Genomic DNA, 23,569 nt, shown 5'->3' with positions numbered 1-23,569 from the left:
TATGATAGAAAAGATGGAGCTTACCATGACAAATGGCACGGTGCACCACTTCAAGAGGGGGGAGTTTGGGGTGGAAAATATAAAGGTTGATAAGGAGAAGTGCTTTATACTGGTGAGCTTCTCTGAGAGGGAGTTCGGTAAAAAGGAGATAATAATACCCCTGCAGAATGTTGAAAAGTGCGAATACCTCCTAAGGTAATCAGATTATCATTCCCTCCACAATGCGGCGGGGCGCGCCTGCAACCTCAACAAGGTACTCAGCCTCTATGAAGTGGAGTCCAGCGGGAACAATAAGGCAGTGAAGTGGATCCCCAAAGTCCTCATTAAGAAGTGAGGATATTGCATCGGCCCTCACTAAGGGCCTTTCAGAGCCGGCCCTTGCAATTACAACTGCCAGGGTTTTTTCATTGATTGTCTCATCACCAAGTTTCTCTGATGCCCTCAGCAGGTATTCAAGGCCCTCATTTGCAGTCATATACCTCCTTTTATGGGCCTCTATATCAAGGAGCACCAGTGAATGGGAATCCCTCTCAAGGTTATCCTTTATATTAATGTAGGGGGATGTTGGGAAGTAATTTTCCGATGTGAATGGTACCGTGATTATCCTCCCGAACTTGTAGGCCTGCAGCCCTGCAAGGCCGGGTGCAGCGGATATTATTGATGATGCATGAATGACCCTTGTCTCTATGCCCCTCCTCCTTGCATCAAGGATCAGTTCTGTGTGGGTGGTTGCAACGAGGGGGTCCCCCGGGACGAGGAGTGCAACATCGGATTTTTCTGCCTCAACAAGTGGTATCCTTTCCTCCTCAATTTCCTCCCTGCGCAGTATATCTATATCCTTACCGGTTAATTCCTCAATTGCAGATAAACTGGCCCCCTGAAGGATTGCGGTGTAGAATTCGGCGTAAACCCTGCTGCAGGCCTTTAAGGCCTTCAGACCCTTAACTGATATATCGTTTTCATCGTAAAGTCCAAGTCCAATTATGTAAAGCATCTCTCACCCTCTCATAATATCATAACGTTATAATAATGTTTCAGAAAAAACCAGTATATAAGTGGCTTAAACTGTAACAGGAAGTTCACCATGAAGGGTTTAAAGGTTCCGAAGAAAAAGGCCAATGACGTAATCAGAATTTTAAGTGAGAGGTCTCTCCTGAACAGGGATTACAGGATAAAAAGGGATGAAAGCCATGTTTACATACCGGTGATCGACGCCGGGGTTGCAGGGGAATTTGATGATGTTGAGGTCATAGATGATGTTTTTGAGAGAAGTAAACGCTCCCCGAGAAGTCTTACTGATATGCTGAAATCCAGGATCCCTGAGGACGTGCTTGCATCCATCAGGCGGTCCTTTGATATAATAGGTGATACCGTTATCCTTGAAATACCCGAGGAGCTCCATGACTACAGGCATGCGATAGGTGAGGCCGCCCTTAAATTCACAGGACGGAGTGCCGTGTACATGAAGAGGAGTGGGGTGAAGGGTGTTACAAGGACCAGGAAACTTGAGCTCATTGCAGGTTCTCCGGTATCTGAAACCGTCCATAGGGAGTACGGAAGCCGTATAAAGGTTGATATAAGGAGTGTGTACTTCAGCCCCCGGCTTGCAAATGAGAGGGAAATCGTTGCCAGACAGGTGAAGGAGGGGGAGGTTGTCCTTGACATGTTCGCAGGTGCCGGGCCCTTTGCAGTTGCAGTTGCAAGGCATGGGAAGGCATCCAGGGTATACGCGGTTGATATAAACCCCGCTGCTGTCGGTTACATCAGGGAAAATGCCCGTCTGAACCGGGCAGAGGATATCATAGTCCCTGTTGAGGGTGATGTGAGGGAGTTCCTGAAGGATAAGGAGTGCTTTGCAGACCATGTGATCATGAATCTCCCAGCAACTGCCTGCGAATTTCTTGATGACGCCATTCGGGCTGTCAGGGATGGGGGCATCATACACTACTATGAATTTTCAAGGGACTTCGAAACCCCTGTAAAACGCCTGAGGGACGCCGCGGCACCCTTCAAAGTGGAGATCCTGGATAGGAGAAGGGTGAAGTCAAGGAGTCCAGGTGTGTGGCATATTGGTATCGATGCAAGAATAAAAAAGTTGTGAGATCAGAACGATTCAGCATACCCCATTAATCATAAAACAATAGCTGAAATCAGAGGGGATCCATTATACCATTCTCTGTTATGATGCCGTCTATAAGATCAGAGGGTACTATGTCAAATGCCGGGTTGATGGCCTCGGTATTTTCCGGGGCTATCCTGCAGCCCCCATAATAGAGGACCTCTTCGGGACTCCTTTCCTCTATCTCGACATCATAAATTGAATTTTCCCTGTCAAAGGTGCTGAGGGGTGCTGCAACGTAAAAGGGTACATTGAACCGTTTTGCTGAGAGTGCAACCATGAGTGACCCTATCTTGTTTGCCACGCCACCCTCTGCCACACGGTCAGCACCTATTATAACCTTATCTATCATTCCCCTCTGCATTAGGTATCCCGCTGCAACGTCCGCTATCAGTTTAACGGGTATGCCCTCCTGCTGCATCTCCCAGACACTCAAACGGGCACCCTGTCCCACGGGCCTTGTCTCATCACATATAACGGTTATATTCTTTCCCTGATCCCTGGCTGCCCTCACAACACCCAGGGCCGTGCCGTAGTCAACACAGGCAAGGGCGCCTGCATTGCAGTGGGTTAAGATTGTATCGCCATCCTGGATTATGCTGGCCCCGTGAGCCCCTATGGCCCTGTTGGTCTCCATATCCTCCCTGTAGATCTTCAGGGCCTCGTCAAGTGGGGACCCGGATTTCATTACACGGTCCACTGCCCAGAAAAGGTTCACTGCGGTTGGCCTTGATGACCTTATCTCCTCTGCAGCCCTTTCAGTGTCCTCTCCTGCAAGGTCTGCCAGGGCAACTCCAAATGCTGCTGTCACCCCAATGGCCGGTGCGCCCCTTACAACCATGTTTTTTATTGCGTATATGACGTCCCGGTAGTTTTCACACTCAAAGTACTCCAGTGAATCGGGAAGTTTTCTCTGATCTATAAGGATGAGTCGGTTGTCCTTCCATTCCAGTGTCTTCATGGTTATCACGGGATTTTCAGTAGTGGCTTGCTGGTGTCATGTCAAGGTGCCTGTCAGCGCCCTTTTTACCTGGAATACCGTAGGCGTCTGCCCTGCACTGTGTGCATGCCCTGAATACGGGTATTATCTTTTCAACCTCGTTCCTTACCCTCTCGATCTCCTCACAGGTTGGCCGTGGGTAGTCCTTCATCTCGCCCATCGGTATGAGTGGTATGACGTTCATGAGGGAGGCTCCCCTCTTTTTAACCTCCCTTGCAATGTCAACTATGTGTTCATCATTGAGGCCAGGTATGAGTACACTGTTGACCTTAACAATGATCCCCTTCTCTGCAAGTTTCTCTATACCCTCAAGCTGATTCTTTGAGAGAACCTCGAAGGCCTCCCTTCCATGGTAGACCTTATCCTTGTAGATAACAAAGGAGTATATCTTCTCACCTATGTCAGGGTCAATGGCGTTCACGGTTACTGTGACTGTGTTAACACCAATTTCTGCAAGTTCATCAGCCTTATCTGGAAGAAGCAGACCATTGGTGCTGAGGCATTTTAGGAGCTCCGGAAACTTCTTGCTGGCCTTTTTGAAGAACTCAAAGGTCTCCTCATTTGCAAGGGCATCGCCGGGCCCTGCAACCCCAATTACACTTATGGGCATCTCGTTCTTAACCCTCTCAACGTGTTTTACTGCATCATCAGCGGTCATTATCCTTGCAGTGACCCCTGGCCGGTTTTCGCATTCACTTATATCCCTTGTGCAGAACTTGCAGTGGATATTGCAGCGGGGTGCGATGGGCAGGTGTATCCTTCCAACCCTGTCGTGCAGTTTCTCATTGAAGCAGGGGTGGGCCTTTGTTATGTGGGCGAAGCGTGTCTGTCTCTGTTCAGGCATGTTTTTTCACCTCATATCCTCTATTATTTCCCTGGCCTTTAAAATCCATTCATCCCTTAGCACCTCATCGGTACATACAAGGGCTATTATGTTATCCTCTGAAAGGTCCCTTATAACCCGGAATCCCTCTGGTATTATACGGAATATTGCATCGTAGACCCTCTTCTTCAGGTTCATTGAGGGGTCGTGGACCGTCATTCCACTGATATCCGAGATGGGGTCCTCAATCACCACCTCAAAGCGGGATGGCTGCCGTACCCTGCCACGTCCCTGTGTCTCCCAGAGCCTTTCAAGTAGCTGTGGAAGGTACGTCTCGTCCCTTATCCTCAGGTGGACTGCTCCTGTGACCTTATCAACCTCCATCTCAGCCATGTCCTCAAGGTAAATCGGCTCAGAGGTCTTCTGTGTCTTAACCGCTATGATGAAGACCGGCTCTCTGGGATCAACCCATATTCTCAGGTCATCAACTGCCCTTGCAAGCTGGAGATCCTGGAGAACCTGGCGGGCTATTATCTCATAGACCTCTGCACCCCTGGGGTCATAGCACTCAACATTTATCCCCATTTTAACCCTCACTGACGTCTTTCATTCCAGAAACAAGGAGGGCCGCTCCAACTGCGCCTATGTGCTGTGAATATGGGGGTACGATAACATCGATACCGCCCAGGATATCACTTACCGCCTTAACAAGGCCCTCTATAAGGGATGTTCCACCCACCTGTATGAGGGGTTCCCTCACATCTATTTCCTGGAGCTGCTGCTCATATACCTGTTCGGCCACCGAATGGCATGCCGCGGCTGCTGCGTCCTCCCTTGAAACTCCCGCTGCAAGTGCGGTTACAAGGTCCTGTATACCAAAGACTATGCAGTAACTGTTGAGCATCGCCTTCCGGTAGTCCCCCTTCAGTGCCAGGCTTCCAAGTTCATCTATCTCCACTCCAAGCCTTCTGGCTGTTATCTCCAGGAAACGTCCTGATGCACCGGCGCAGATACCCCCCATGGTGAAGTTGTCGGGTATTCCATCGTTGACTGTTATGACCTTGTTGTCCATACCACCTATATCAAGGACCGTTGCCTCCCCCTTCTGGTGGTCTGCAAGGAACACTGCACCCTTGGAGTTTACGCTGAGTTCCTCCTGTACGAGGTCGGCCCCGTAATGTTTTCCTATGGTTAACCTGCCGTAACCTGTAACTCCTATCCCATCAAGGTCCTTCAGCGTGTAACCTGTACCTGCGAGGGCCTCCTCTATGCCCTTCTCTGCCGAGCCAAGGACATCTGTTGTGGGAAGCCATCCTGTCCCTATGACCTCGTTATCCTCCATCAGAACTACCTTGGTGGTTGTTGAACCCGAATCGATTCCAAGTGTGAGGCCCTCCTGTTTCTCCCTTGCAAGTATGCTCTTCCTTGCCACTATTGTGGAGAGCGCCTCCATGCGTATGAAGAGCTCATCAGCCTTTGTTCTCTCTGTGAATGAGTAGGTTACAACTGGAAGCCTTGTGTTCTGCTGTATGAACCTCCTTATCTCATTCCTTACAAGGGCACCCTCTGCGCATCTGAAGCAGGTTGCTATGAAAACCGCGTCGGCATCTGTTTTGCCCTCAACGATTGACATTGCCCTTGCAATCATGAGTTTCAGGCTTGAACTGGCACAGTTGAACCCAAATTTTTCATAGGCCTCTTCTATGTAGTCAAGGTCAGCCTCGGGGATTACTATTTCGGCCCCGAAAGTCCTCGCCGCCTTTTCAATTTCCTTCTGAACACCGCTGTATTCTGTTCCGCATGAAATCTGGGCTATTTTAACCATTTTGAGCCTCCAGTTCGTCCAGGAATTTGTTTATCCTGTTAACCACATCTATTGTCTCTTCCCTTGTTTTAGGGTATTTCAGTTCAAGTGTGGGTATGCCCTTCTTTCTGAGCTGGAATACGCAGAGTTCATTTGTCCTTGCGCATCCTATGCATCCAAAGCCAAATGGAGCATCCTCCATTATTATGGCGGCATCCGCCTCCTCTATGAGGGGTCCAAGGATTGCCATTCTCCCCCTCACACCTGAGGGAACCTCAATTGCCGCGTACTTCAGGCCTTTTATCGGGTCCTCCTCGGTTATATTGAAGGGTGGTGAATCAATTTCAGGGTCTGTGACCTTCTTTCTGATTTCTTTCTGGATTACAAGGGGCTCATGTCCCCTTCTTTCAACAAGATCTGCGAGTATAAGTGAATTTGGTGGAAATATCGCTATCTTCAATAGAATTCCCCCCTGTCTTCCTCCTGGGGTCTTCTGGCTATTTCAACCATGTCTGTGAAGAGGCCCTTTGTGGCGTCAACGATTCCCACTGCACAGAGAACCTCACCCTTCTCCTTCAGGGGTACCACGACCACAGGTATCCCCTTGTAGGGTCCCCTCTCGGGTGTTTCCCTTGCTATCTCTCCTGATTCAAGGACCTTTTCAAGTACAGGCCCAGTGTAGCTGTCATCGATCACCTTGCCGTCCTCTATTCGAAGACCCTTTGCTTCCCGGCTCCTTATTGTGAGGGGAAGACGACTTACAAGTTCATGTATACACATTCCAAGTTCCTTGAGTTCCTCTCCAGTGGATGATGAAGTTATTTTCATTTCAATCAGCCCTATGTTTTCTGTCTAGATTTCAGACTCCTCTCAACTACATTGCGGAATTCATCAACAGAAACCTTCTCCTTTTTTTCGGGTTCGGCCTTCTGGGGCCTTTCAAGGGCCTCGCCCACGTATCCGAGTAGTTTGAATTCCTTTTCAAGCTGATGGTAACCCTCCCTTGCTGCCCCTCTGTGTCCTCTGCATCGCCTGGGGTCCCCTGGTGGGAATCCCCTCTCCTTTGTGAATATGTTAGCCGGGTCGAGGCTGCGTATTTTCCTGACAGCCTCCATCACAGTGTCTTTGTCACCATGCACCAGCGCACCATAGCATGTTGATTTTATGGTGAGTGGCAGTCCAAGGAGGTGGAGCCTCTGGACAAGTTCCGATGAGCTCAGCCTTGATGACGGCCCAAGTATTATCATCCTTGTTGATTCTTCATGTTTTTTTTCTTTCCCGGACATAGACGGTGTCCCCCTCTTTGAATTTTTCAACATTTTCAAGGCCCTCTGTGATTCTACCAATTATGTTGGTGCCGTTGAATGGTTCCCCTGTTGGGCCGTATTCATCGTTGTCCTCTAGTCTAACACCAACCATGCCTATGTGTCTCCTTGACATGTTTGTTATGCCAATGCTGCCCTTTTTAACGCAGTTTTCAGGTGTTTTCTCCGGTACAAGTCCCTTTGCCAGGGATCTGTCACCCTCAAACATCACCACCTTCATGCCTGGGAAGGCGAAGTGTACCTTAAGGGATCCGATGGGTGTGTCGATGAGGCCCGTGAGTCTGCGGAAGTACCATGAGGATCTGGGTGCATCAGGGTCCAGTTCAACCTCCAGGATTTTATCGGCCTCTATGCCCACTGTTCTGACCCTTCCCTCCTTAAGAATGTCCATGGTGTAGGGTGGGTCCTGGGTCACAACGATTGCATCGTCAACCATTATGCCGTCCCGTATCTGCTCCACACCGTACCGTTTAAGGTATTCCTCTGCTTCCTTCTGGGTCATGGAGACTGTCATTATCCTGCCGGGTTCGCACTCCACTGTGATCTGGTCCCCTTCCCCTGCTATATCAACCAGTTCCATTCCATCTGTAACTTGTCCTATGAGGTTGTGGGATGGTGTTGAAACCCTGTCCTCCCTGTATATGTAAACCCTTCCAGCGCCCCTTCCTGTGTTCCGAAGGGTCACTGTGCCCCTGTTTCTTTTTGCTATTTTTTCGGGATCCTTTTTTATTCCCTGGAGGGAGTAGAAACCTATGAATGAGTTGGCCTCATAGTCGACCCTCAGTTTCCCCTCCTCCACCATTGTGAAGAAGTGTTCAACAGACTGGGGGGACTCGTGGGATGGTTTTACCTTAACGTAGGTGAATATCTGGTTTCCGTCCTCGAGTGGTGTTTCAAGGTCTGTCACTGCGGCGCTCTCAACTATGCTTTTTCTCTCAACAACTGGTTCAACTGACCTTATCACGTCGCGGTCTGTCAGTCTTTCAATGGTTCTTCCTCCACCGGTTACCCTTGCAAAAACGCCCCTGTTCTCAGCTGGGGCGCCGTATACTGCTGAATGGGGGTCCCTGGAGATTATTATGTGGGTTGAATCCGGGCTGAACCCTGAAAGGCTCATTATAACCTCTTTCTCGTTGTAGAAGAATTCCTTCCTTGACGGCTCCAGTTCCGTTTTCAGGGGTCCCATTGAAATCTCGGATGGAGTTGTCCACCTTACACGGAGATTTTCAAGGTTACTGTATACCTTCCGCCATGTTTCAACAATTTCAGGTGCTTCCTCAGGGAGCAGTTCAATCAGGATGCTTCCTGCTGTTGTTTTGATCCGGTATGTGTCTATTGTTCTTTCAAGTTCCCTTGTGCCACTTATGAGGCCCACAAGGGCGCCTTCCACGTAGGGGGCTCCTGTAGCATCGATTGCATCCCTCACTGTGGCCCCCTCCGGGAGTTCAACCTCCACTCCATTAACCTTAACAAACATCAGATCTCCCTCATATTTTTTCTTCTATCACACCTGTTATGATGTCCCTTTCAAAGTCAAAGAGGATCCTTTCCTCATTATCATGGATTAAGCGGAGTTTTCTTTCGGATACTATCTCCCCGGCGTCTGATGCGGTTATTCCGGCAGACTCAAGTAATTCAATACATTCAGCAGCATTTTCAGGCCTTGCTGTCAGCACAAAACCTGAGCCAGGGTACATTCGAAGCCAGTCCTCCCACTTAACTGATCTGTTACGTGGTATTGATTCCAGTTCCACCCGTGCACCCACATCCGATGCCTCAAGTAGCATCCCCAGTGTTCCAAGGGTCCCAGGGTTGCTTATATCCTTACCTGCAGTTACCAGCTTTCTTTCTGCGATGATGGACATCACCTCAATCTGGAACTGCACCTCCTCAGGTGTTTTATGGGTGGTTGTGTCCCAGTTCAGGAAGAATGAGGGGTGTGGTTTTCCATCGAGGTCTATGCCCACTATAACCCTGTCGCCGGGTTCTGCGTCGCAGCTTGTTATGATTGCATCCTCCGATGCTATACCTGCAATTGAAACATCAAGTGCATCGTAGGGTGTGTCAGGGTGCACGTGGCCCCCCACCATCGGGACCCCGAACTTCTCTGCCCCTTCCCTTATACCCTCCATTACACTGTAACAGGTCTCCCTTGAGTTAATTGAGAGAACGTTAACCATGCCCACGGGTTTGCCGCCCATGGCTGCAATATCATTAACATTAACAAGCACAGAACAGTAACCGGCCCAGTGGGGGTCAGCCTCCATCAGACGCCCCCATATTCCATCCGCTGCCAGTAAAAGAAGTTTTCCGTTTCCGATCCTGATGGCCGAGGCGTCATCACCGTAACCGAGATGTGTTTTTCCTGAGACACTGTATGCATCATTAAGAATGGAAACTATCTTTCCTATCGGCCTTTTTCTTGTTATACCCTCAAAATTTTTAAGGGAATGGATGATATCATCTAAATCCAATTCCACACCTCTTTTTATCGGTTTAGGTGTATCTCACGGTGTAGCTTGCACCTATATTATCTATAATCTGTAGTAAATTCCTTTTAAAAGTTTCCAAATCATGGGTTTCAATTGTGTTTTTACCGCGGAAGAGCTCCCTGTGGATTCTTTCACCAACTATATCGTCCCATCCCTCCTCAAACTCTATTATGATCGAATCTGCGCATTTGAAGCCCTTCTTAACCACCCTATCTATATCCCCGTCTGTTATCCCTATTATGGGAACATCGAATCTGTAGAGGATATCTGCAGCCACTAGCGTTGTGTCATCTCCAACCGTGACAACAAGGTCAGAGTCATGGAGAGTGTATATATCCTCTGCTGCATGGTTTAAGAAGGAAATCCTGTACTTCTTTTTATTGTTTTCCCTTACCTTCACTTTCCTGGGTTTTACCTCGGAGCGGCGGAGAAGTCCCGTCTTTACAACCGCATCCTTCAGGTTAACCCTTCCAAGTTTTTCAACACCGTGTTTCTTTATCTTCCCCCCTATTATCTCAGTGATCACACCATCCTCTGCGACGAGGGTTACGTCGTCTGACGTTGAGACCCCAACAACTATACCATTTACGAATATGTTCTCATTCTCTGAGACACCCACGAGTCTCCGGTACTCCCCTCTATCAGGTTTCTGTTCACCACATGGTTCCCCATGGAAGATCTCCCTGCATACCTCCTCTGGATCCACCATTTCAAGTTCAAGTTCAGATGCCAGTTTTTCTGCGAATGGCTCGGCTTCCCTCTTCCATGCTACAACACTTCCATCAGGTTCACCTGGTCTTTCTATCTGAACAACTGGCGGTTTTTTTTCTGATCTCTGGAAAACCTTGTATCCAAATCCGTGCCCTGTGATACGGGACTTACCGTAATTCATGAGGACAACAATGTCGGCGCCCTCATCTGCAAATAGGTCAACCGATTCACTTGGAAGCCTTTTCTCTGATATGTCTATAACATCCTCAAGGTGGGCGTCATAGACAGCGGTCCGCCCCATGGTGCCCCCAAGTCTTGCCCTGACCTCTCCATATTTTTTTAGAAAATCTATGAGTTTTGCTGCGTATCCTGAGTCAACTATCTGTGGTCCATGGACAACCACGCCTATCCTCATAAGATCACCTGCGCCTCCTGCAAGATCCCCTCTAACGGCGGGATCTGTATCTCTTCTTCTTTATCTCTGAGCCACATATCTCACATTCCCCAAACTGGTAGTCCTGAGGGTACACCCTCCTGCATCCGGTGCATATCTTTCTCCACTGATAGGTCTCCTTTATACCTGATGTGAGGACGCTGCGGAACTCTATTCCAAGAATTCTGAGGGTGTTCTGTATTGTATAGTCATCGGTGATTACAGTTACCCTACCCCTCTTTTTGAGTGAAACGGCAAGTCCTATAACCTCCCTGTCTGTACTGGAGAGCCTCATGGCATCCCCTGAGCTGGTGGTGACCTCATCCACTTTCCTCATGCTCTCCGGGTCAGGTTCCATTATTCTGAGTCTGCCATCACTGAGTGCCCTCTCGAGGACCATAACCGATTTGAAGTCCCTTATTTCATCTGTCACGGACTTCACGGTGTAGTTTTCAGTGCCCTCAGGTATGTATCCATTTATGAATGCAGATGCGTCGAGAATAATTTTCATGAAGACCACGTATTAATCAGGGATTATAATATAATAAGTTTCCATTTTTCAGGTTTGGTGAACCATGGTAATAAATTTACCCTCGCAGGGGGAATAGTAGGTGGGGCTTTTCCTGTGGAGGAACCTCAGACACACCCCATCAGCTGCCCAGTGAATAATCGGGCAGGTGTAAAAAAGTATTACCATGAATTTCTGTAAAGTCCATTAAAACAGCTATTTTCATGTTTAGATGGTTTAAAAACCCTTAAATGCGCTTAAAAGTCCTTGAGAACGGATGAAGCAATCTAACGAAAACTTTATAAATAGTGGCGACAATATATAATAAACGGGTAGGGTCCAGGACGTTTAAACTTATTCTGGTCTTTTAAATTGGAATTGAAACCGCCTCCAATCCAATATCAAACCCTACCCAGACCAAACCGCCATAAATTTTTATTACTTTTCTCTCCTTGTCAGAAACATGAATATACTCACTTTCGCTTACAGAAAAACCAAAAAACTTATAAATTACGCCCAGAAGAAATAACATGTTACATCCACACTTTATTATTAAGATACCGGTTGATTGATATGAAAAGTTCCACTATGGAGGAGCACAGGAGATTGGCTCCAGAGGACATAATCTGTGGTGTCATCACCCTCAGTGATTCAAAATATGAGGAATTCAGAAAAACTGGTGAAATACCTGAAGGTGACCTATCAGGCAGGAAACTCATGGAGGCACTTTCTGAAAGTTATTCTGTTAAGGAATACAGGATAATACCCGATGACAGACATGAACTTCTAGCTACAGTTGATGAGATGATAGACAGGGGTGCTGAAGTTATATTTACCACCGGTGGCACGGGAATCGGAAGTAGAGACATAACAGTGGAGACCCTCCGGGGTATCTTTGAAAAGGAACTGGATGGTTTCGGTGAGATATTCAGGCACCTCTCATTTAAAAAGCTGGGAGCAGGGGCTATGCTCAGCAGGGCAACGGCGGGTGTATACAGAAAAACACTGATATTTGCGCTTCCAGGGTCACCGAACGCGGTGGAACTTGGAATCCAAATTGCTGTCCCTGAACTCGGCCACCTTGTTAAGCACCTCAGGGAATAAATATGTTCTTAAAGATTCTTCCAGGATTCTGAATCATTTGAGTGCTATCATGAGACAATCATTGTAGAATTAACTGTGAAAGCAGATTTTCTCAAATAGGATATGATCTTCTGAAATGAGCTAATAAGTTAATAATCACTGATTATCATCCTTAAAATCAGAAACGGATATCAGCGGTATGAGTTCAATACCCCTTTTTTTGAATTCATCGACCGCCCCCTCCTCACGGTCAACCACAACAAATGTCCTCTCAACCACCCCTCCATTTTCCTGAATCGCCCTCACGGCCCTGAGAAGTGATCCTCCAGTTGTTGTGACGTCCTCCACAACAGCGACCCTTTCACCGGTGTTCAGTTCACCTTCAATTAGTCTGGAGGTTCCATAGCCCTTCTTTTCCTTTCTTATCATGAGGAGAGGCTTTCTGGAGTAAAGGGACACTGCGGTTGCAATGGGGACCGCGCCCAGGGCAGGGCCCGCAATCCTGTCTGTGCCCTCCACCTCCCCCTTTATGAGCCTTGCTATCACATCAAGGACCTCAGGGTCGGTTATGGCTCGCTTGATATCAACGTAATAATCACTTTCCCTTCCTGACGAGAGAATAAACTTACCCCTCTGAATGACATTTCTCTCTGAAAGAAGTTTTATGAGTGTCTCTCTGAGTTTCTCCTGATCTTTGACCTGCATAATTTACAGACCCCCAGTTCGGCGCTGTAGCAATCTGAACATACCATTGATCCGCATAGCCTGCAGGTATGGAGAAAGTCTGCCCTGCCACAGAGGCTGCAGATCCCCTTAAGCTGCAAGGACCTTCACCCTGTTATTCCTCGCCGCCCCTTAGGAGTATCTTGTCACCTATCCTTTTAACCATCTCATAGGGAACTATTGTCTCACCCTTTGATAGCCCAAGACCCTCTGATATTCCACCCTTTCCAAGAACAAGTGCCTCTATTGTCTGGGATTCTATGTCAACCTCAACGTCCTTTACCTTACCTATCACCGTCGCGGAACTGTCAAGAACCTCTTTACCGATTATTTCTTCAACTATCCTCATGGTACCACCATTCAGTCACTGTATTATTATTGTTCTCATGGGTATTTAAAATTTTAAATGCGCTGAACCAAAACCTTTTTATATAATGAAATTCATTATCTTCTTTTTCTTACATGAATATACTTTATTCTCTGGAGGCATAAAACCAATGAAAAAAGCCCTGGAAATATTCCTGAATGACATCAAGACCGTTAAAAACAGTCCCGTGGTGCTATTCGTCATTGCAGTGATTATCTGTATCCCAGCACTGTACGCAGTTTTTAACATACAGGCAACCCTTGACCCTTACTCAAAGACATCCAACATCAAGGTTGCGGTGGTCAATGAGGACAGGGGAGTGAATTTTGAGGGTAAAAAGCTCAATGTGGGTGCTGAATTCGTGGATGAACTCAGAAATAACAGGAACTTCGACTGGCAGTTCGTTGATCGGTCAGAGGCCATGAGTGGACTCAGGGAGGGGGACTACTACGCCGTACTCATCATACCCGGAAACTTCAGCTCAGACCTCCTTTCCATCAAGAACGGCACCCCCAGGCAGGCCAGCATCGAGTACATAGTGAATGACAAGCTGAACCCTGTGGCTCCACGAATAACAAACGCAGGGGCAGATGCACTTCAGGCGAAAATAAACAGTGAAGTCGTTAAGACCATTGATGGAATAATATTCGGTAAGATAAGCAGTGCCGGTGAACTCGCAAGGGCAAACAGGGATGATATCCTCAGGACAAAGAAATTCATCAGCGAACTAAATGCAAACCTTGGTAAAATCGATGAAACCCTCAGAACAGCAAATTCAGATCTCAAAAAGGGGCAGAACCTCTGGTCAGGGCTGAAGAGTGATTTGCCAGAAATTCAGGAAAATGCAAACTTTGTGAAGGAGAAATACAGTTTACTGGAGAGTTACATTGGAAAAGACCCTGCTAAGGCCCTATCAACAGTCCAGTCCATGGAGTCCCATCTTTCAGAGGCCATTACCTCAATGAAATACCTGAAGGCTGTTCTTGCCAGTTTATATTCCGCCACCGGGGATCCTAAGTTAAAAACAGCGATGGACCAGATAGACGCCAATATCCAGAAGGCCAACTCAGTTCTGGGCATACTTGAGGGTATAGAAAGAGATCTCAAAACAAAGGGGACCACAGAACGCCTTGTGAAGCTCAGAGAATCCCTGAACAAAATGGACAGTGCACTGAACAGGCTCATGGATAACAGGTCACAGATAGATGCTGCCATGAGGGATGCGTCATCAAAACTGGGCATCGCAAACTCAAAGTGGCCAGTTATGCGGTCAGCGATTCAGGACGCCCACAGGAAGCTTGGCATGATCAGTGAAGATGACCTCGACAGCCTTGTGAGGCTGGCTGACATCGATCCCTCCGCTGTTAGGGAATACTTCAAAAGCCCGGTGAAGATGGAGAAGGAGCACATCTACCCTGTTAAGAATTACGGATCAGCGCTTGCACCATTCTACATACCCATATCCCTCTGGATAGGAGGTATTATCGCAGTTGCAATGATAAGCATGAGGGTGAAGTACGGTGAATACAGCAGCATACAGGTGTACTTTGGAAGGATGGGGCTCTTCCTCATAATAGCCATATATCAGGCCCTTGTTGTTGCAGCCGGCGCCCTGCTCCTCCAGGTGCAGATAACAGGGACATTGCTGTTTCTGCTGACAGCCATCTATGTGAGCATCTGTTCCATGCTCATAATCTATTCCCTCACATCTGCCCTGGGGAACGCAGGAAAGGCCCTTTCAATAATAATCCTTGTGCTTCAGATCACAGGTACAGGGGGCATATTCCCTGTTGAACTCCTGCCACCATTTTTCCAGGCAATCCACCCGTACCTCCCGCTCACCTACGCTGTAGGTGCTCTGAGGGAGGTGGTCGGTGGTGTTATCTGGAGTATCTACTGGAAGAACATGGCACTTCTTGCTCTCTTCCCTGTGGTGACCTTCCTTATCACAGTACTTGTAAAGGAGAAAATGGATAAGAGGGCCCACTGGATGGAGAACAAACTTGAAGAAAGCGGTCTTTTCTAATTAAACTTTTTTATTTTTATTTTGCCATATAGGCCTGATCACTGATTATCAGAATTAAAGTTGTTCTAAGAAATTTATAGTTCATATTCTGTAAATGATTTCGAAATTCTTAAAAGAATTAAAAAGAGTTTTTAAGAGAATTTACTGAACATATCCCAGGATTTCAGAATTTTTAACAGAAAAAGCTGTCTTTAAGGGATAATGCGCAAACCATGACAATGATTTCAAAAAATTAATCGCCGAATAAATAAAATATGGGGGCTAGAGGCCCAGTTCATCCTCTTCCATCTTCCTTTCTTCCTCTTCCCACTGGAGCTCCTCCATTATCTGCTCCTCCTCATCCTCACCGCCACGGTTCCAGTTCACAATACCATAAAGGACACAGAAAACCGTCACAAGGATGCAGAGGAGGTAAGCACTCCAGACCCAGGGATCAGGTATACCAAGCACCATCACAGAACCTCCACATCAGACTCCACAGAAGCTTCCTCGCATAAACCATCAAACAACATCCACATCAGACTCCCTCAAAACATCTCTCAACATGCTCACGGGATGGTGGCTCCGTAAGAAGACTCACAGCAACCATGAAGATCGCCGAAACAGGAACCCCAATCAGTATCGGGTCAACAACAGGCCAGGGCATCGAAGAAATAACAGGGCCTCCAAAGATGGCCTTGGCAATCCCAAGAGCCTCTGCAGTCTTCTTATACTCGAAAAGAAGCCATAAGAGGCTCACAATTGCACCTGAAACCATACCCGCAATCGCACCCTCACGGGTGGCCCTCCTCCAGAAAATCGCCGCAACATAAACCGAAAGGAAGGAAGCAGCACAAATACCAAAGAAGAGAGCCGTCCCCTGCGCAATTATACTTCCAGGCAACAGGTAACCCAGAACAACCGCGATCAGAACCGCGATTATGATACCACCCCTCGCTATGAGGACTGACCTTTCACCCTTCCTGTTTCTTATTGTCTCATAAACATCCCTTCCTATGGCTGTACCCTGCACATGGAACTGTGCGCTGAGTGTGGACATTGCAGCAGAGAGCAGGGTCAGCATGAAGAGATAGGAGAACCACTCAGGCATGGCAGAGTTAATGAAAACAGGTATTATCTTATCTGCATTTCCACCAGCAGCCTTAAGTGAAATCACACCGGCCTTTTTGAAGAAGTAAACGTTTGAAAGGGCCCCGACCACATAGGCGCTCCATGTCATCACAAATATAAAGAGAGCACCTATTAGAACACCCCTGTTGAGCTCCCTGTTGGACCTCACCGTCATGAACCTCACCACAAGCTGTGGCTGGGCAAGGACACCCACACCCACACCGAGTATTATGGTTGAGAGGAGGGTCCACCAGTAGGGGCTGCCATAAACAGGCATGCTGGTCCAGCCAGTTGCACCCAGAGCCCTAGCCTTAGCAGGCACCAGAGAAGACATGCTGGTGAGGGCCTGATGAGCGTCCACCACACCACCAAGGATATAATAGGTTGACACAACAAGGAAAATCATACCCAGAAACATTATGGTCCCCTGAAGGGCATCAGTATACATCACACCACGTATACCACCCAGGACGACATAAACAGCAACAATAAAAGCCATCAGGATGAGGGCTATGTTGAAGTTAAGACCAAGGGTGGTTTCAATAAACCTTGCGGCCCCTATAAGGACCACTGATGCGTAGAGTGGCATTCCCAGGAATATTATGGCCCCACCAAAGGACTGGAGGAACTTGCTATTGAACCTCCTCCCCAGAAACTCCGGGAAAGTTAGGGCAGACATGTTATGACCCATCTTCCTTGTACGCTTACCAAAGAACACAAAGGCAATGAAAATACCCACAAGTATGTTGAGAAACACCAGCCAGAGTATACCCATCCCAAACACACCGGCCATACCACCAAAACCCACAATCGCCGCCGTACTTATAAACGTGGCACCATAACTCATGGCCATGATGTAAGGATGGGTCTTCCTACCGGCCACCATATAGTCCTCTGAGGTCTCCGTCCTCCTCCAGGCCACATAACCAACATAGCCCACAAGAAGGAAGTAGACGAGAACAACCATACCCAGTACCAGAAAATCCATTCAACATCCTCCTTACGTTTATCAGTTACAATTTATAATTAACGATAATGATAATTAACATATAAGTCTTTACAGAAAGAAAACTGAGAGAATCACATTCAAAGGAGATCAAAATGATATGGAACCCTGAAGCAGAATGCATGAGTCAGGAAGAAAAACAGGAATTACAGCTCAGGAGACTGCAAGAGACAGTTAAAAGGTCCTATGAAAACGTGCCATACTACAACAAACGTTTAAACGATTTAGAGGTGTTCCCAGAGGACATAGAAACACTGGATGATATAGAGAAGCTGCCCTTCACCACAAAGAATGACCTCAGGGAAGCATACCCCTTCGGGATGTTTGCAGTGCCAGATGAGGATATAGTGGAGGTCCACACATCATCAGGGACCACCGGTAAGCCAGTGGTTTCCGGTTACACCAGAAGGGACCTTGAAATATGGTCGGAAGTAATGGCAAGATCCCTGACCATGGGGATGGCAACAAAGAAGGACCGTATACAGAACTGCTATGGCTACGGCCTTTTCACAGGGGGCCTTGGTGTCCACTACGGTGCCCAGAAGATAGGGGCCACCGTCATCCCAATCTCAGCGGGTAACACCAAGAGGCAGATCGAGATAATGCAGGACTTCGGGACCACAATAATAACATGCACACCATCCTATGCACTCTACCTTGCAGAGGTCCTTGAAAAGGAGGGCGTCGACATTGAAAGTCTGAACCTCAAATCAGGCATATTCGGTGCCGAGATGTGGACTGAAGAAATGAGAAATACCATAGAGGAAAGGCTGGGCCTCACCGCCCTCAACATCTATGGCCTCACAGAGATAATAGGCCCAGGCGTCGCCCAGGAGTGTACCGAGAAGAATGGCCTCCACATCTTTGAGGACCACTTCTACCCTGAGATAATAGACCCGAAAACAGAAGAAAAACTCCCCTATGGCAGAAAGGGGGAGCTGGTACTCACCACACTCACAAGGGAGGGCATGCCAATCCTCAGGTTCAGGACAAAGGATATAACAGCTCTCAGGAACGGTGAATGCGGTTGCGGACGTACCCTTGTGAGGATGGACAGGATAACCGGTAGAAGCGACGACATGCTCAAGATCAGGGGTGTCATTGTCTTCCCATCACAGATCGAAAGGGCCCTACTCAAGATAAAGGGTCTTGAACCGCACTACCAGATAGTCGTCACCAGGCCCGAGTTCCTGGATGAGCTTGAGGTCCAGGTTGAAGCGTCCCCTGAACTCTTCTCAGATGAGGTCAAACATGTGGAAGAGGCCAGAAGGATGATAGAGAAGCATATACACAGTGAAATAGGTCTGCGTGTTAACGTCACACTTGTGGAACCGGGAAGCCTTCCAAGAAGTGAGGGTAAAGCAATAAGGGTCATAGATAAGAGGAAATTTGACTAATGGAGGTGCCTTAAATGAAACTGAAGCAGATATCAGTCTTTCTTGAAAACAGGAAGGGCAGGCTGAAAAATGCCATTCACGCCCTTTCAGAGGAGGGTGTAAACATAAGGGCCCTTTCCATTGCGGACACATCCGAATTTGGGATACTGAGAATGATAGTTTCAGATCCTGAAGCTGCAAGGAAAGCCCTTGAGAAGAAAAACTTCGTCGTAAGGGTTAACGATGTTATAGCCGTTGAGGTGCCCGATGAACCTGGAGGACTTGACGGTATACTGGGTGTGCTCACAGAGAGGGATATAAACGTGGAATACATCTACGCCTTCGTTGAGAAAAAGGGGGAAAAGGCAGTTGTAGTTATAAGGACAGAGGATGTTGATGAGGGCATAAGGGCACTTGAAGATGCAGGGATCCCAGTACTTTCATCTGAGGATATCTACATCCTCTAAACCCTTAACCATGACTCACCATCAATGACCTCACATCCGAGGTTATTCACCCACTCTAAATCCTTAAACTCACTCACAATTAACGACTTCAAACCCCTCATGGAATGCCCTCAGGTTCACTTCCATCAACTTTGGGGGCAGGTTATTCTTCATGGACTCTATAAGTGTCTCTTTACCCAGTGGAAACCCAGTGGTGGCTGCTGCGGCGCCCAGCATAACCATGTTGAGTGATAATATGTGACCGGCCTTAACAGCGATTTTCTCCCCATTGAAGCTCCTCACCCTTCCTGTATTCTCCTCAAGAGTTTTAATTATCTCTCCCAGTGGAGGATAGGGGTGTGGGCTTTTTATCAGGTTGAATGGTGGTATCTTTGATGTATTCACAATTACACAGGCGTCTTCGGACATTTTGGGGAGTGCCCTCAGGGCCTCAAGGGGTTCGAAGGCTATTACAAGGTCAGCCTCCCCCTGAGGTATGATGGAACCCCTCACATCACCGAACCTTATCTCTGTTGAGACAGCACCACCTCTCTGGGCCATCCCATGGATTTCACTCATGACAACATTCATTCCCTCATTCATGGCGGCCTCACCGATTATAACGGATGTCTTTATTATCCCCTGGCCGCCAACACCACACACATAAATGTTGTAGCTCATCTTTTTCCCTCCGGTTTTATGGCTCCTGCTGGACATATCTGGAGGCATACTGTACAGCCCCTGCAGTAGAGAGGATCTATGAAGACCCTTCCATCCTCCTCAACCATCGCTGGACAGGCAAGTTCACTGAGGCATTCAAGACAGAGGTCACATTTCTCCTCATCAACCCTCACCGGCCTTCCGCGGACAGCGCCCTCAGATAGCATGCATGGATATCTGGATATAACAACGGCCACAGATTCGTGCTGAAGGGCCCTCCTGATGGTTTCAGAGGATCTCCTTATGTTCATGGGGTTAACGGTCTCCACAAATTCAACACCGCATGCCCTGGCTATATCCTCTATGGATATGGCTGGGGCCTCCTCCCCCATCCCATCAACCGGAAGCCCCGGATGTGGCTGTCCACCTGTCATTGCGGTTGTCCTGTTATCCAGTATAACCAGAACAAACCTCTGCCTGTTGTGGACAGCATTTATGAGTGGCGGTATACCTGCATGGAAAAAGGTGGAATCCCCTATGAAGGAAACTATCCTCTGGGATGTTGCAGCCGAAAACCCGCAGGCGGTACCCACGCTGGACCCCATGCTGAGGAGGTAATCTGCCGCAGAGTAGGGGGGCTCTATCCCAAGGGTGTAGCACCCGATATCTGTGGGGAATATGAGATCCTTCCCCTCAATACCAAGCTCAGAGGCGGCCCTCCTCACAGAATAGTACATGGCCCTATGGGGACATCCGGGGCAGAGTGCAGGAGGTCTTTCAGGTAAATCAGGTGCTTCTATTTTCTTTTCATGGATTTTGATTCCTGTGAGTCCTGAAATGGCCCTTCTCACTATGTCCTCACTGTACTCATATATCTCAGGGAGTGTGCCGTCCAGTTTTCCATGGACCCCCACATCAAGGCCCTCCAATGCCACGACTGCAAGGACCTCCTTCTCCATTACAGGGTCCACCTCCTCAACAACAAGCACCCCTTCAAGTCCAGAGAGAAACTCTGCTACAAGTCCTGCAGGGAAGGGGTAGGTGAATCCCAGTTTCAGGACCGGGACATCAAGTCCAAGTGTCTGGAGTGCATCGTATACATAGTTGAAAGCCCCCCCAGATGCAATTATTCCCAGATCCGATTCAGAGTCCTCATTGAGTATCCTGTTCAGTTCTGAGGTGTCTGCAACCCTCTTAAGTTTCTTCATCTTCTCAACAAGTTCTCTGCGCATCATCCTTGCAGTGGCGGGTACAGGTACAAACTGCTCTGGATTCTTCCTGAAAAACCCCTTCACCGGTTCCGCCCTTCTCTCGCCAGCCTCCACAACTCCCCTCATGTGTGAGACCCTGGTTGTGGTCCTTAAAAGTACCGGTATCCTGTATTCCTCAGAGAGTTCAAAGGCATGATTCATGTATTCAAGGATTTCCTGTGGATTTGAGGGTTCTAGGAGTGGAACCCATGCGAGGCGTGCGTAGTGCCTGTTATCCTGTTCATTCTGTGATGAAAACATGGAGGGGTCATCGGCAGATAGTACAACCATTCCAGCCCTCACACCGGTGTATGCTATACTCATGAATGAGTCTGATGCAACATTCAGTCCCACATGCTTCATGAATGCGAATGAGCGGACTCCTGAGGCAGCGGCTGCCGCGGCGACTTCAAGTGCCACCTTCTCATTTATTGAAAACTCAAAATAGATACCTGCCCTCTGTGCAATCTTTGATAGGACGTTTCCTATCTCTGATGATGGTGTTCCCGGGTAGGTGCTTGCTACACCAACCCCCGACTCTATTGCAGCCCTCACCGCTGCCTCGTTACCAAGTAAGAATAACCTATCGCCCCTTTCGGCGTCAAGGATATCATCCAGTTTCATGAAATCACCTCAAAGTTCAAAATATCCAATTAATCTGCGCTGGATGGCCTGCAAGGCAATCACCATAGCAACCGTACTCAGAATACATCTATTAACATTTTATAAAAAATTTATCAATTAGAATCACAAACCTTAATATGGACCATGAACAATTAGGATTCAGTTAATTCTAAATAATTTCTTCACATGATTCGGTGCGGAGATAAAAATGATTGTTAAAGTTTTAAGGTTTGAACCGGGTGTAGATGAAAAACCACACCTTGAAAGTTATGATATACCATCAAAGGAAAAAATGAAGGTTCTTGATGCCCTTCAACTTATAAATAAGATGTATAATGCCAATATTGCCTTCAGAAGCTCATGCAGGGCAGGGCAGTGTGGTTCATGTGCTGTTAAGATGAACGGAGAGGTTGTCCTGGCATGCAGGGCAGAAGTGGAGGATGGGGCCGTTATTGAGCCAGTAGACCTCCCGGTTATAAAGGACCTCATGGTTGACAGGAGCGAAATAGAGGATAAGGTGAGGGCCATGGGCCTCTACCTCCAGTCAGAAACCAGGGGCATCCAGCGGATCAAACCAGAGGACTACCAGGACACCAAGAAACTGAGGGGATGCATAGAGTGTTTCTCCTGTATAAGTTCATGTCCCGTTATAAAGGAGAGCACAGAGTATGCAGGGCCCTACTTCATGAGGTACATATCAAAATTTGCCTTCGATCCCCGTGATGAGGCCAAAAGAGCTGCCGGGGCTGTCAAGGAGGGACTTTACTGCTGTACCACCTGCGGTAAATGTGCCGAGGTATGCCCCAAGGAACTCAATGTACCCGGAGATGCAATTGAAAAACTGAGGGCCATGGCATGCAGAGAGGGTGCTGGGCCCCTCGATGCCCACAGGAAGATCAAAAAACTCATTTCAGAGACAGGTAGATCTGTTGACCGCATAAAGGATGGTTTCATTGAATCAGTGGCGAGGAAACCAGATTCAAGGATAGGGTTCTTCACAGGATGCCTGGTCGACTACAGGATGCCTGAGGTTGGAATGGCACTTCTAAGGGTGCTCAGAGAACACGGCTTTGAGGTTGATGTGCCTGATGGTCAGGTGTGCTGCGGATCACCCATGATAAGGACAGGCCAGCTCGACATTGTTGAGGATCTTGTTGAGAAAAACAGGAGGGCCCTCGAGGGGTATGACACCATAATAACAGTCTGTGCTGGCTGCGGAGCCACCCTCAAGAAGGACTATCCCCGTTATGGCGTTGAACTGAACGTCTTTGACATCAGCGAATTCCTGGCAGATCGGATCGACGACATTAAAATGAAGCCAGTCAACATGAGGGTGACCTACCATGACCCCTGCCACCTTCTAAGGGGCCAGGGCGTTAAACTGGAACCAAGGAAGATACTTAACAGCATTCCGGGCCTTGAATTTGTTGAAATGGAAAAACAGGGGCAGTGCTGTGGATCAGGTGGGGGTGTGAAATCCGGTAAACCTGAGATAGCCGAAAGCCTGGGAAGGAAGAAGGCTGAGATGATACGCAAACTCAATGTTGACGCCGTGATAACAATATGCCCCTTCTGCCAGCTCCATATAAAGGATTCCCTTGAGAAGGAGGGTCTTGGGGACGTGAAGGTTATGAACATCCTTGAACTCCTTGACATGGCCTATTCTGACGACTGAGGGGGCTG

The 23,569-nt window shown here is 47.9% G+C and carries 25 protein-coding genes; 7 read left to right on the top strand and 18 right to left on the bottom strand.

Annotation, left to right across the window (positions count from 1 at the left end; translation table 11 throughout):
• The first annotated feature begins 1 nt into the window (after position 1).
• Entirely contained in the window at positions 2–199 is a 198-nt protein-coding gene (locus QFX30_RS07985; RefSeq protein WP_300490636.1) for a hypothetical protein, read from the top strand.
• Here the strand turns inward: QFX30_RS07985 and dph5 are convergent, their stop codons facing one another.
• Positions 200–994: a diphthine synthase gene (gene dph5 / locus QFX30_RS07980; protein ID WP_300490634.1), complete on the bottom strand. Its 795-nt coding sequence runs from the start codon at positions 992–994 to the stop codon at positions 200–202.
• Positions 995–1,084: 90 nt separating this feature from the next.
• Here dph5 and QFX30_RS07975 point away from each other — a divergent pair, with 90 nt between their 5' ends.
• Entirely contained in the window at positions 1,085–2,101 is a 1,017-nt protein-coding gene (locus tag QFX30_RS07975) for a class I SAM-dependent methyltransferase family protein (RefSeq protein ID WP_300490632.1), read from the top strand.
• 49 nt (positions 2,102–2,150) lie between these two features.
• Here QFX30_RS07975 and mtnA read toward each other — a convergent pair whose 3' ends face one another.
• Genes mtnA through QFX30_RS07920 form a run of 11 tightly spaced genes read right to left on the bottom strand, consistent with a single transcriptional unit; the run spans position 2,151 to position 11,218 of the window.
• The gene (gene mtnA / locus QFX30_RS07970; protein WP_300490629.1) at positions 2,151–3,080 is read right to left on the bottom strand and encodes an S-methyl-5-thioribose-1-phosphate isomerase; all 930 of its coding nucleotides are present in this window, start codon (positions 3,078–3,080) and stop codon (positions 2,151–2,153) included.
• 16 nt (positions 3,081–3,096) lie between these two features.
• Positions 3,097–3,963: a FeMo cofactor biosynthesis protein NifB gene (gene nifB, locus QFX30_RS07965; protein ID WP_300490626.1), complete on the bottom strand. Its 867-nt coding sequence runs from the start codon at positions 3,961–3,963 to the stop codon at positions 3,097–3,099.
• 6 nt (positions 3,964–3,969) lie between these two features.
• A complete protein-coding gene (locus tag QFX30_RS07960) occupies positions 3,970–4,527 on the bottom strand; it encodes a methanogenesis marker 17 protein (protein ID WP_300490623.1) in 558 nt (185 codons plus the stop codon).
• 1 nt (position 4,528) lies between these two features.
• On the bottom strand, positions 4,529–5,767 hold the full coding sequence (locus QFX30_RS07955) for a methanogenesis marker 15 protein (RefSeq protein WP_300490620.1): 1,239 nt from the start codon (positions 5,765–5,767) through the stop codon (positions 4,529–4,531).
• Positions 5,760–6,206, bottom strand: coding sequence for a methanogenesis marker 5 protein (locus tag QFX30_RS07950; protein ID WP_300490617.1), 447 nt, complete (start codon positions 6,204–6,206; stop codon positions 5,760–5,762). Before QFX30_RS07950 ends, QFX30_RS07955 begins: the two co-directional genes overlap by 8 nt.
• On the bottom strand, positions 6,203–6,574 hold the full coding sequence (locus QFX30_RS07945) for a DUF2111 domain-containing protein (RefSeq protein WP_300490614.1): 372 nt from the start codon (positions 6,572–6,574) through the stop codon (positions 6,203–6,205). The genes QFX30_RS07950 and QFX30_RS07945 overlap by 4 nt, the downstream gene beginning before the upstream one ends.
• An 11-nt stretch (positions 6,575–6,585) precedes the next feature.
• Positions 6,586–7,032, bottom strand: coding sequence for a methanogenesis marker 6 protein (locus QFX30_RS07940; RefSeq protein WP_300490611.1), 447 nt, complete (start codon positions 7,030–7,032; stop codon positions 6,586–6,588).
• A complete protein-coding gene (locus tag QFX30_RS07935) occupies positions 7,007–8,548 on the bottom strand; it encodes a methanogenesis marker 3 protein (protein ID WP_300490608.1) in 1,542 nt (513 codons plus the stop codon). The genes QFX30_RS07940 and QFX30_RS07935 overlap by 26 nt, the downstream gene beginning before the upstream one ends.
• A 10-nt stretch (positions 8,549–8,558) precedes the next feature.
• On the bottom strand, positions 8,559–9,545 hold the full coding sequence (locus QFX30_RS07930) for a methanogenesis marker 2 protein (protein WP_300490606.1): 987 nt from the start codon (positions 9,543–9,545) through the stop codon (positions 8,559–8,561).
• A 22-nt stretch (positions 9,546–9,567) separates the two neighbouring features.
• Positions 9,568–10,689, bottom strand: coding sequence for a DUF2117 family protein (locus QFX30_RS07925; protein WP_300490604.1), 1,122 nt, complete (start codon positions 10,687–10,689; stop codon positions 9,568–9,570).
• A 31-nt stretch (positions 10,690–10,720) separates the two neighbouring features.
• Positions 10,721–11,218, bottom strand: coding sequence for a type II toxin-antitoxin system VapC family toxin (locus QFX30_RS07920; protein WP_300490602.1), 498 nt, complete (start codon positions 11,216–11,218; stop codon positions 10,721–10,723).
• 570 nt (positions 11,219–11,788) lie between these two features.
• Between QFX30_RS07920 and QFX30_RS07915 the strand changes: the two genes are divergently transcribed.
• The gene (locus tag QFX30_RS07915; protein WP_300490669.1) at positions 11,789–12,319 is read left to right on the top strand and encodes a MogA/MoaB family molybdenum cofactor biosynthesis protein; all 531 of its coding nucleotides are present in this window, start codon (positions 11,789–11,791) and stop codon (positions 12,317–12,319) included.
• A gap of 135 nt (positions 12,320–12,454) precedes the next feature.
• Here the strand turns inward: QFX30_RS07915 and pyrE are convergent, their stop codons facing one another.
• Both pyrE and QFX30_RS07905 read right to left on the bottom strand, forming a co-directional pair.
• Positions 12,455–13,003, bottom strand: a complete 549-nt coding sequence (gene pyrE / locus QFX30_RS07910) for an orotate phosphoribosyltransferase (protein WP_300490599.1) — start codon at positions 13,001–13,003, stop codon at positions 12,455–12,457.
• A 133-nt stretch (positions 13,004–13,136) separates the two neighbouring features.
• A complete protein-coding gene (locus QFX30_RS07905; protein WP_300490597.1) occupies positions 13,137–13,370 on the bottom strand; it encodes a PRC-barrel domain-containing protein in 234 nt (77 codons plus the stop codon).
• A gap of 148 nt (positions 13,371–13,518) precedes the next feature.
• Between QFX30_RS07905 and QFX30_RS07900 the strand changes: the two genes are divergently transcribed.
• Positions 13,519–15,414: a YhgE/Pip domain-containing protein gene (locus QFX30_RS07900; protein ID WP_300490595.1), complete on the top strand. Its 1,896-nt coding sequence runs from the start codon at positions 13,519–13,521 to the stop codon at positions 15,412–15,414.
• A 261-nt stretch (positions 15,415–15,675) separates the two neighbouring features.
• Here the strand turns inward: QFX30_RS07900 and QFX30_RS07895 are convergent, their stop codons facing one another.
• Together QFX30_RS07895 and QFX30_RS07890 are read right to left on the bottom strand one after the other, a co-directional pair.
• Entirely contained in the window at positions 15,676–15,867 is a 192-nt protein-coding gene (locus QFX30_RS07895; RefSeq protein ID WP_300490592.1) for a symporter small accessory protein, read from the bottom strand.
• 64 nt (positions 15,868–15,931) lie between these two features.
• Positions 15,932–17,512 carry a sodium:solute symporter gene (locus QFX30_RS07890; protein ID WP_300490589.1) on the bottom strand — a complete coding sequence of 527 codons (1,581 nt, stop codon included), beginning with the start codon at positions 17,510–17,512 and terminating at the stop codon, positions 15,932–15,934.
• 113 nt (positions 17,513–17,625) lie between these two features.
• On the opposite strand from QFX30_RS07890, the gene QFX30_RS07885 reads away from it, so the two are divergent.
• The gene (locus QFX30_RS07885) at positions 17,626–18,927 is read left to right on the top strand and encodes a phenylacetate--CoA ligase (protein ID WP_300490586.1); all 1,302 of its coding nucleotides are present in this window, start codon (positions 17,626–17,628) and stop codon (positions 18,925–18,927) included.
• 14 nt (positions 18,928–18,941) lie between these two features.
• Positions 18,942–19,373, top strand: a complete 432-nt coding sequence (locus QFX30_RS07880) for an ACT domain-containing protein (protein ID WP_013295251.1) — start codon at positions 18,942–18,944, stop codon at positions 19,371–19,373.
• Positions 19,374–19,442: 69 nt separating this feature from the next.
• Here QFX30_RS07880 and QFX30_RS07875 read toward each other — a convergent pair whose 3' ends face one another.
• Together QFX30_RS07875 and iorA are read right to left on the bottom strand one after the other, a co-directional pair.
• A complete protein-coding gene (locus tag QFX30_RS07875; RefSeq protein ID WP_300490583.1) occupies positions 19,443–20,033 on the bottom strand; it encodes an indolepyruvate oxidoreductase subunit beta in 591 nt (196 codons plus the stop codon).
• Complete coding sequence (gene iorA / locus QFX30_RS07870; protein WP_300490580.1) at positions 20,030–21,886, bottom strand: indolepyruvate ferredoxin oxidoreductase subunit alpha; 1,857 nt, start codon at positions 21,884–21,886, stop codon at positions 20,030–20,032. The genes QFX30_RS07875 and iorA overlap by 4 nt, the downstream gene beginning before the upstream one ends.
• Positions 21,887–22,094: 208 nt before the next feature.
• Here iorA and tfrB point away from each other — a divergent pair, with 208 nt between their 5' ends.
• A complete protein-coding gene (gene tfrB / locus QFX30_RS07865) occupies positions 22,095–23,561 on the top strand; it encodes a fumarate reductase (CoM/CoB) subunit TfrB (RefSeq protein ID WP_300490577.1) in 1,467 nt (488 codons plus the stop codon).
• Positions 23,562–23,569: the final 8 nt, after the last annotated feature.

Source organism: Methanothermobacter sp. (assembly GCF_030055435.1).
Lineage (GTDB): Archaea > Methanobacteriota > Methanobacteria > Methanobacteriales > Methanothermobacteraceae > Methanothermobacter.
Note: the sequence above shows the minus strand (reverse complement) of the source record. Positions and strands in the feature narration are given on the sequence as shown.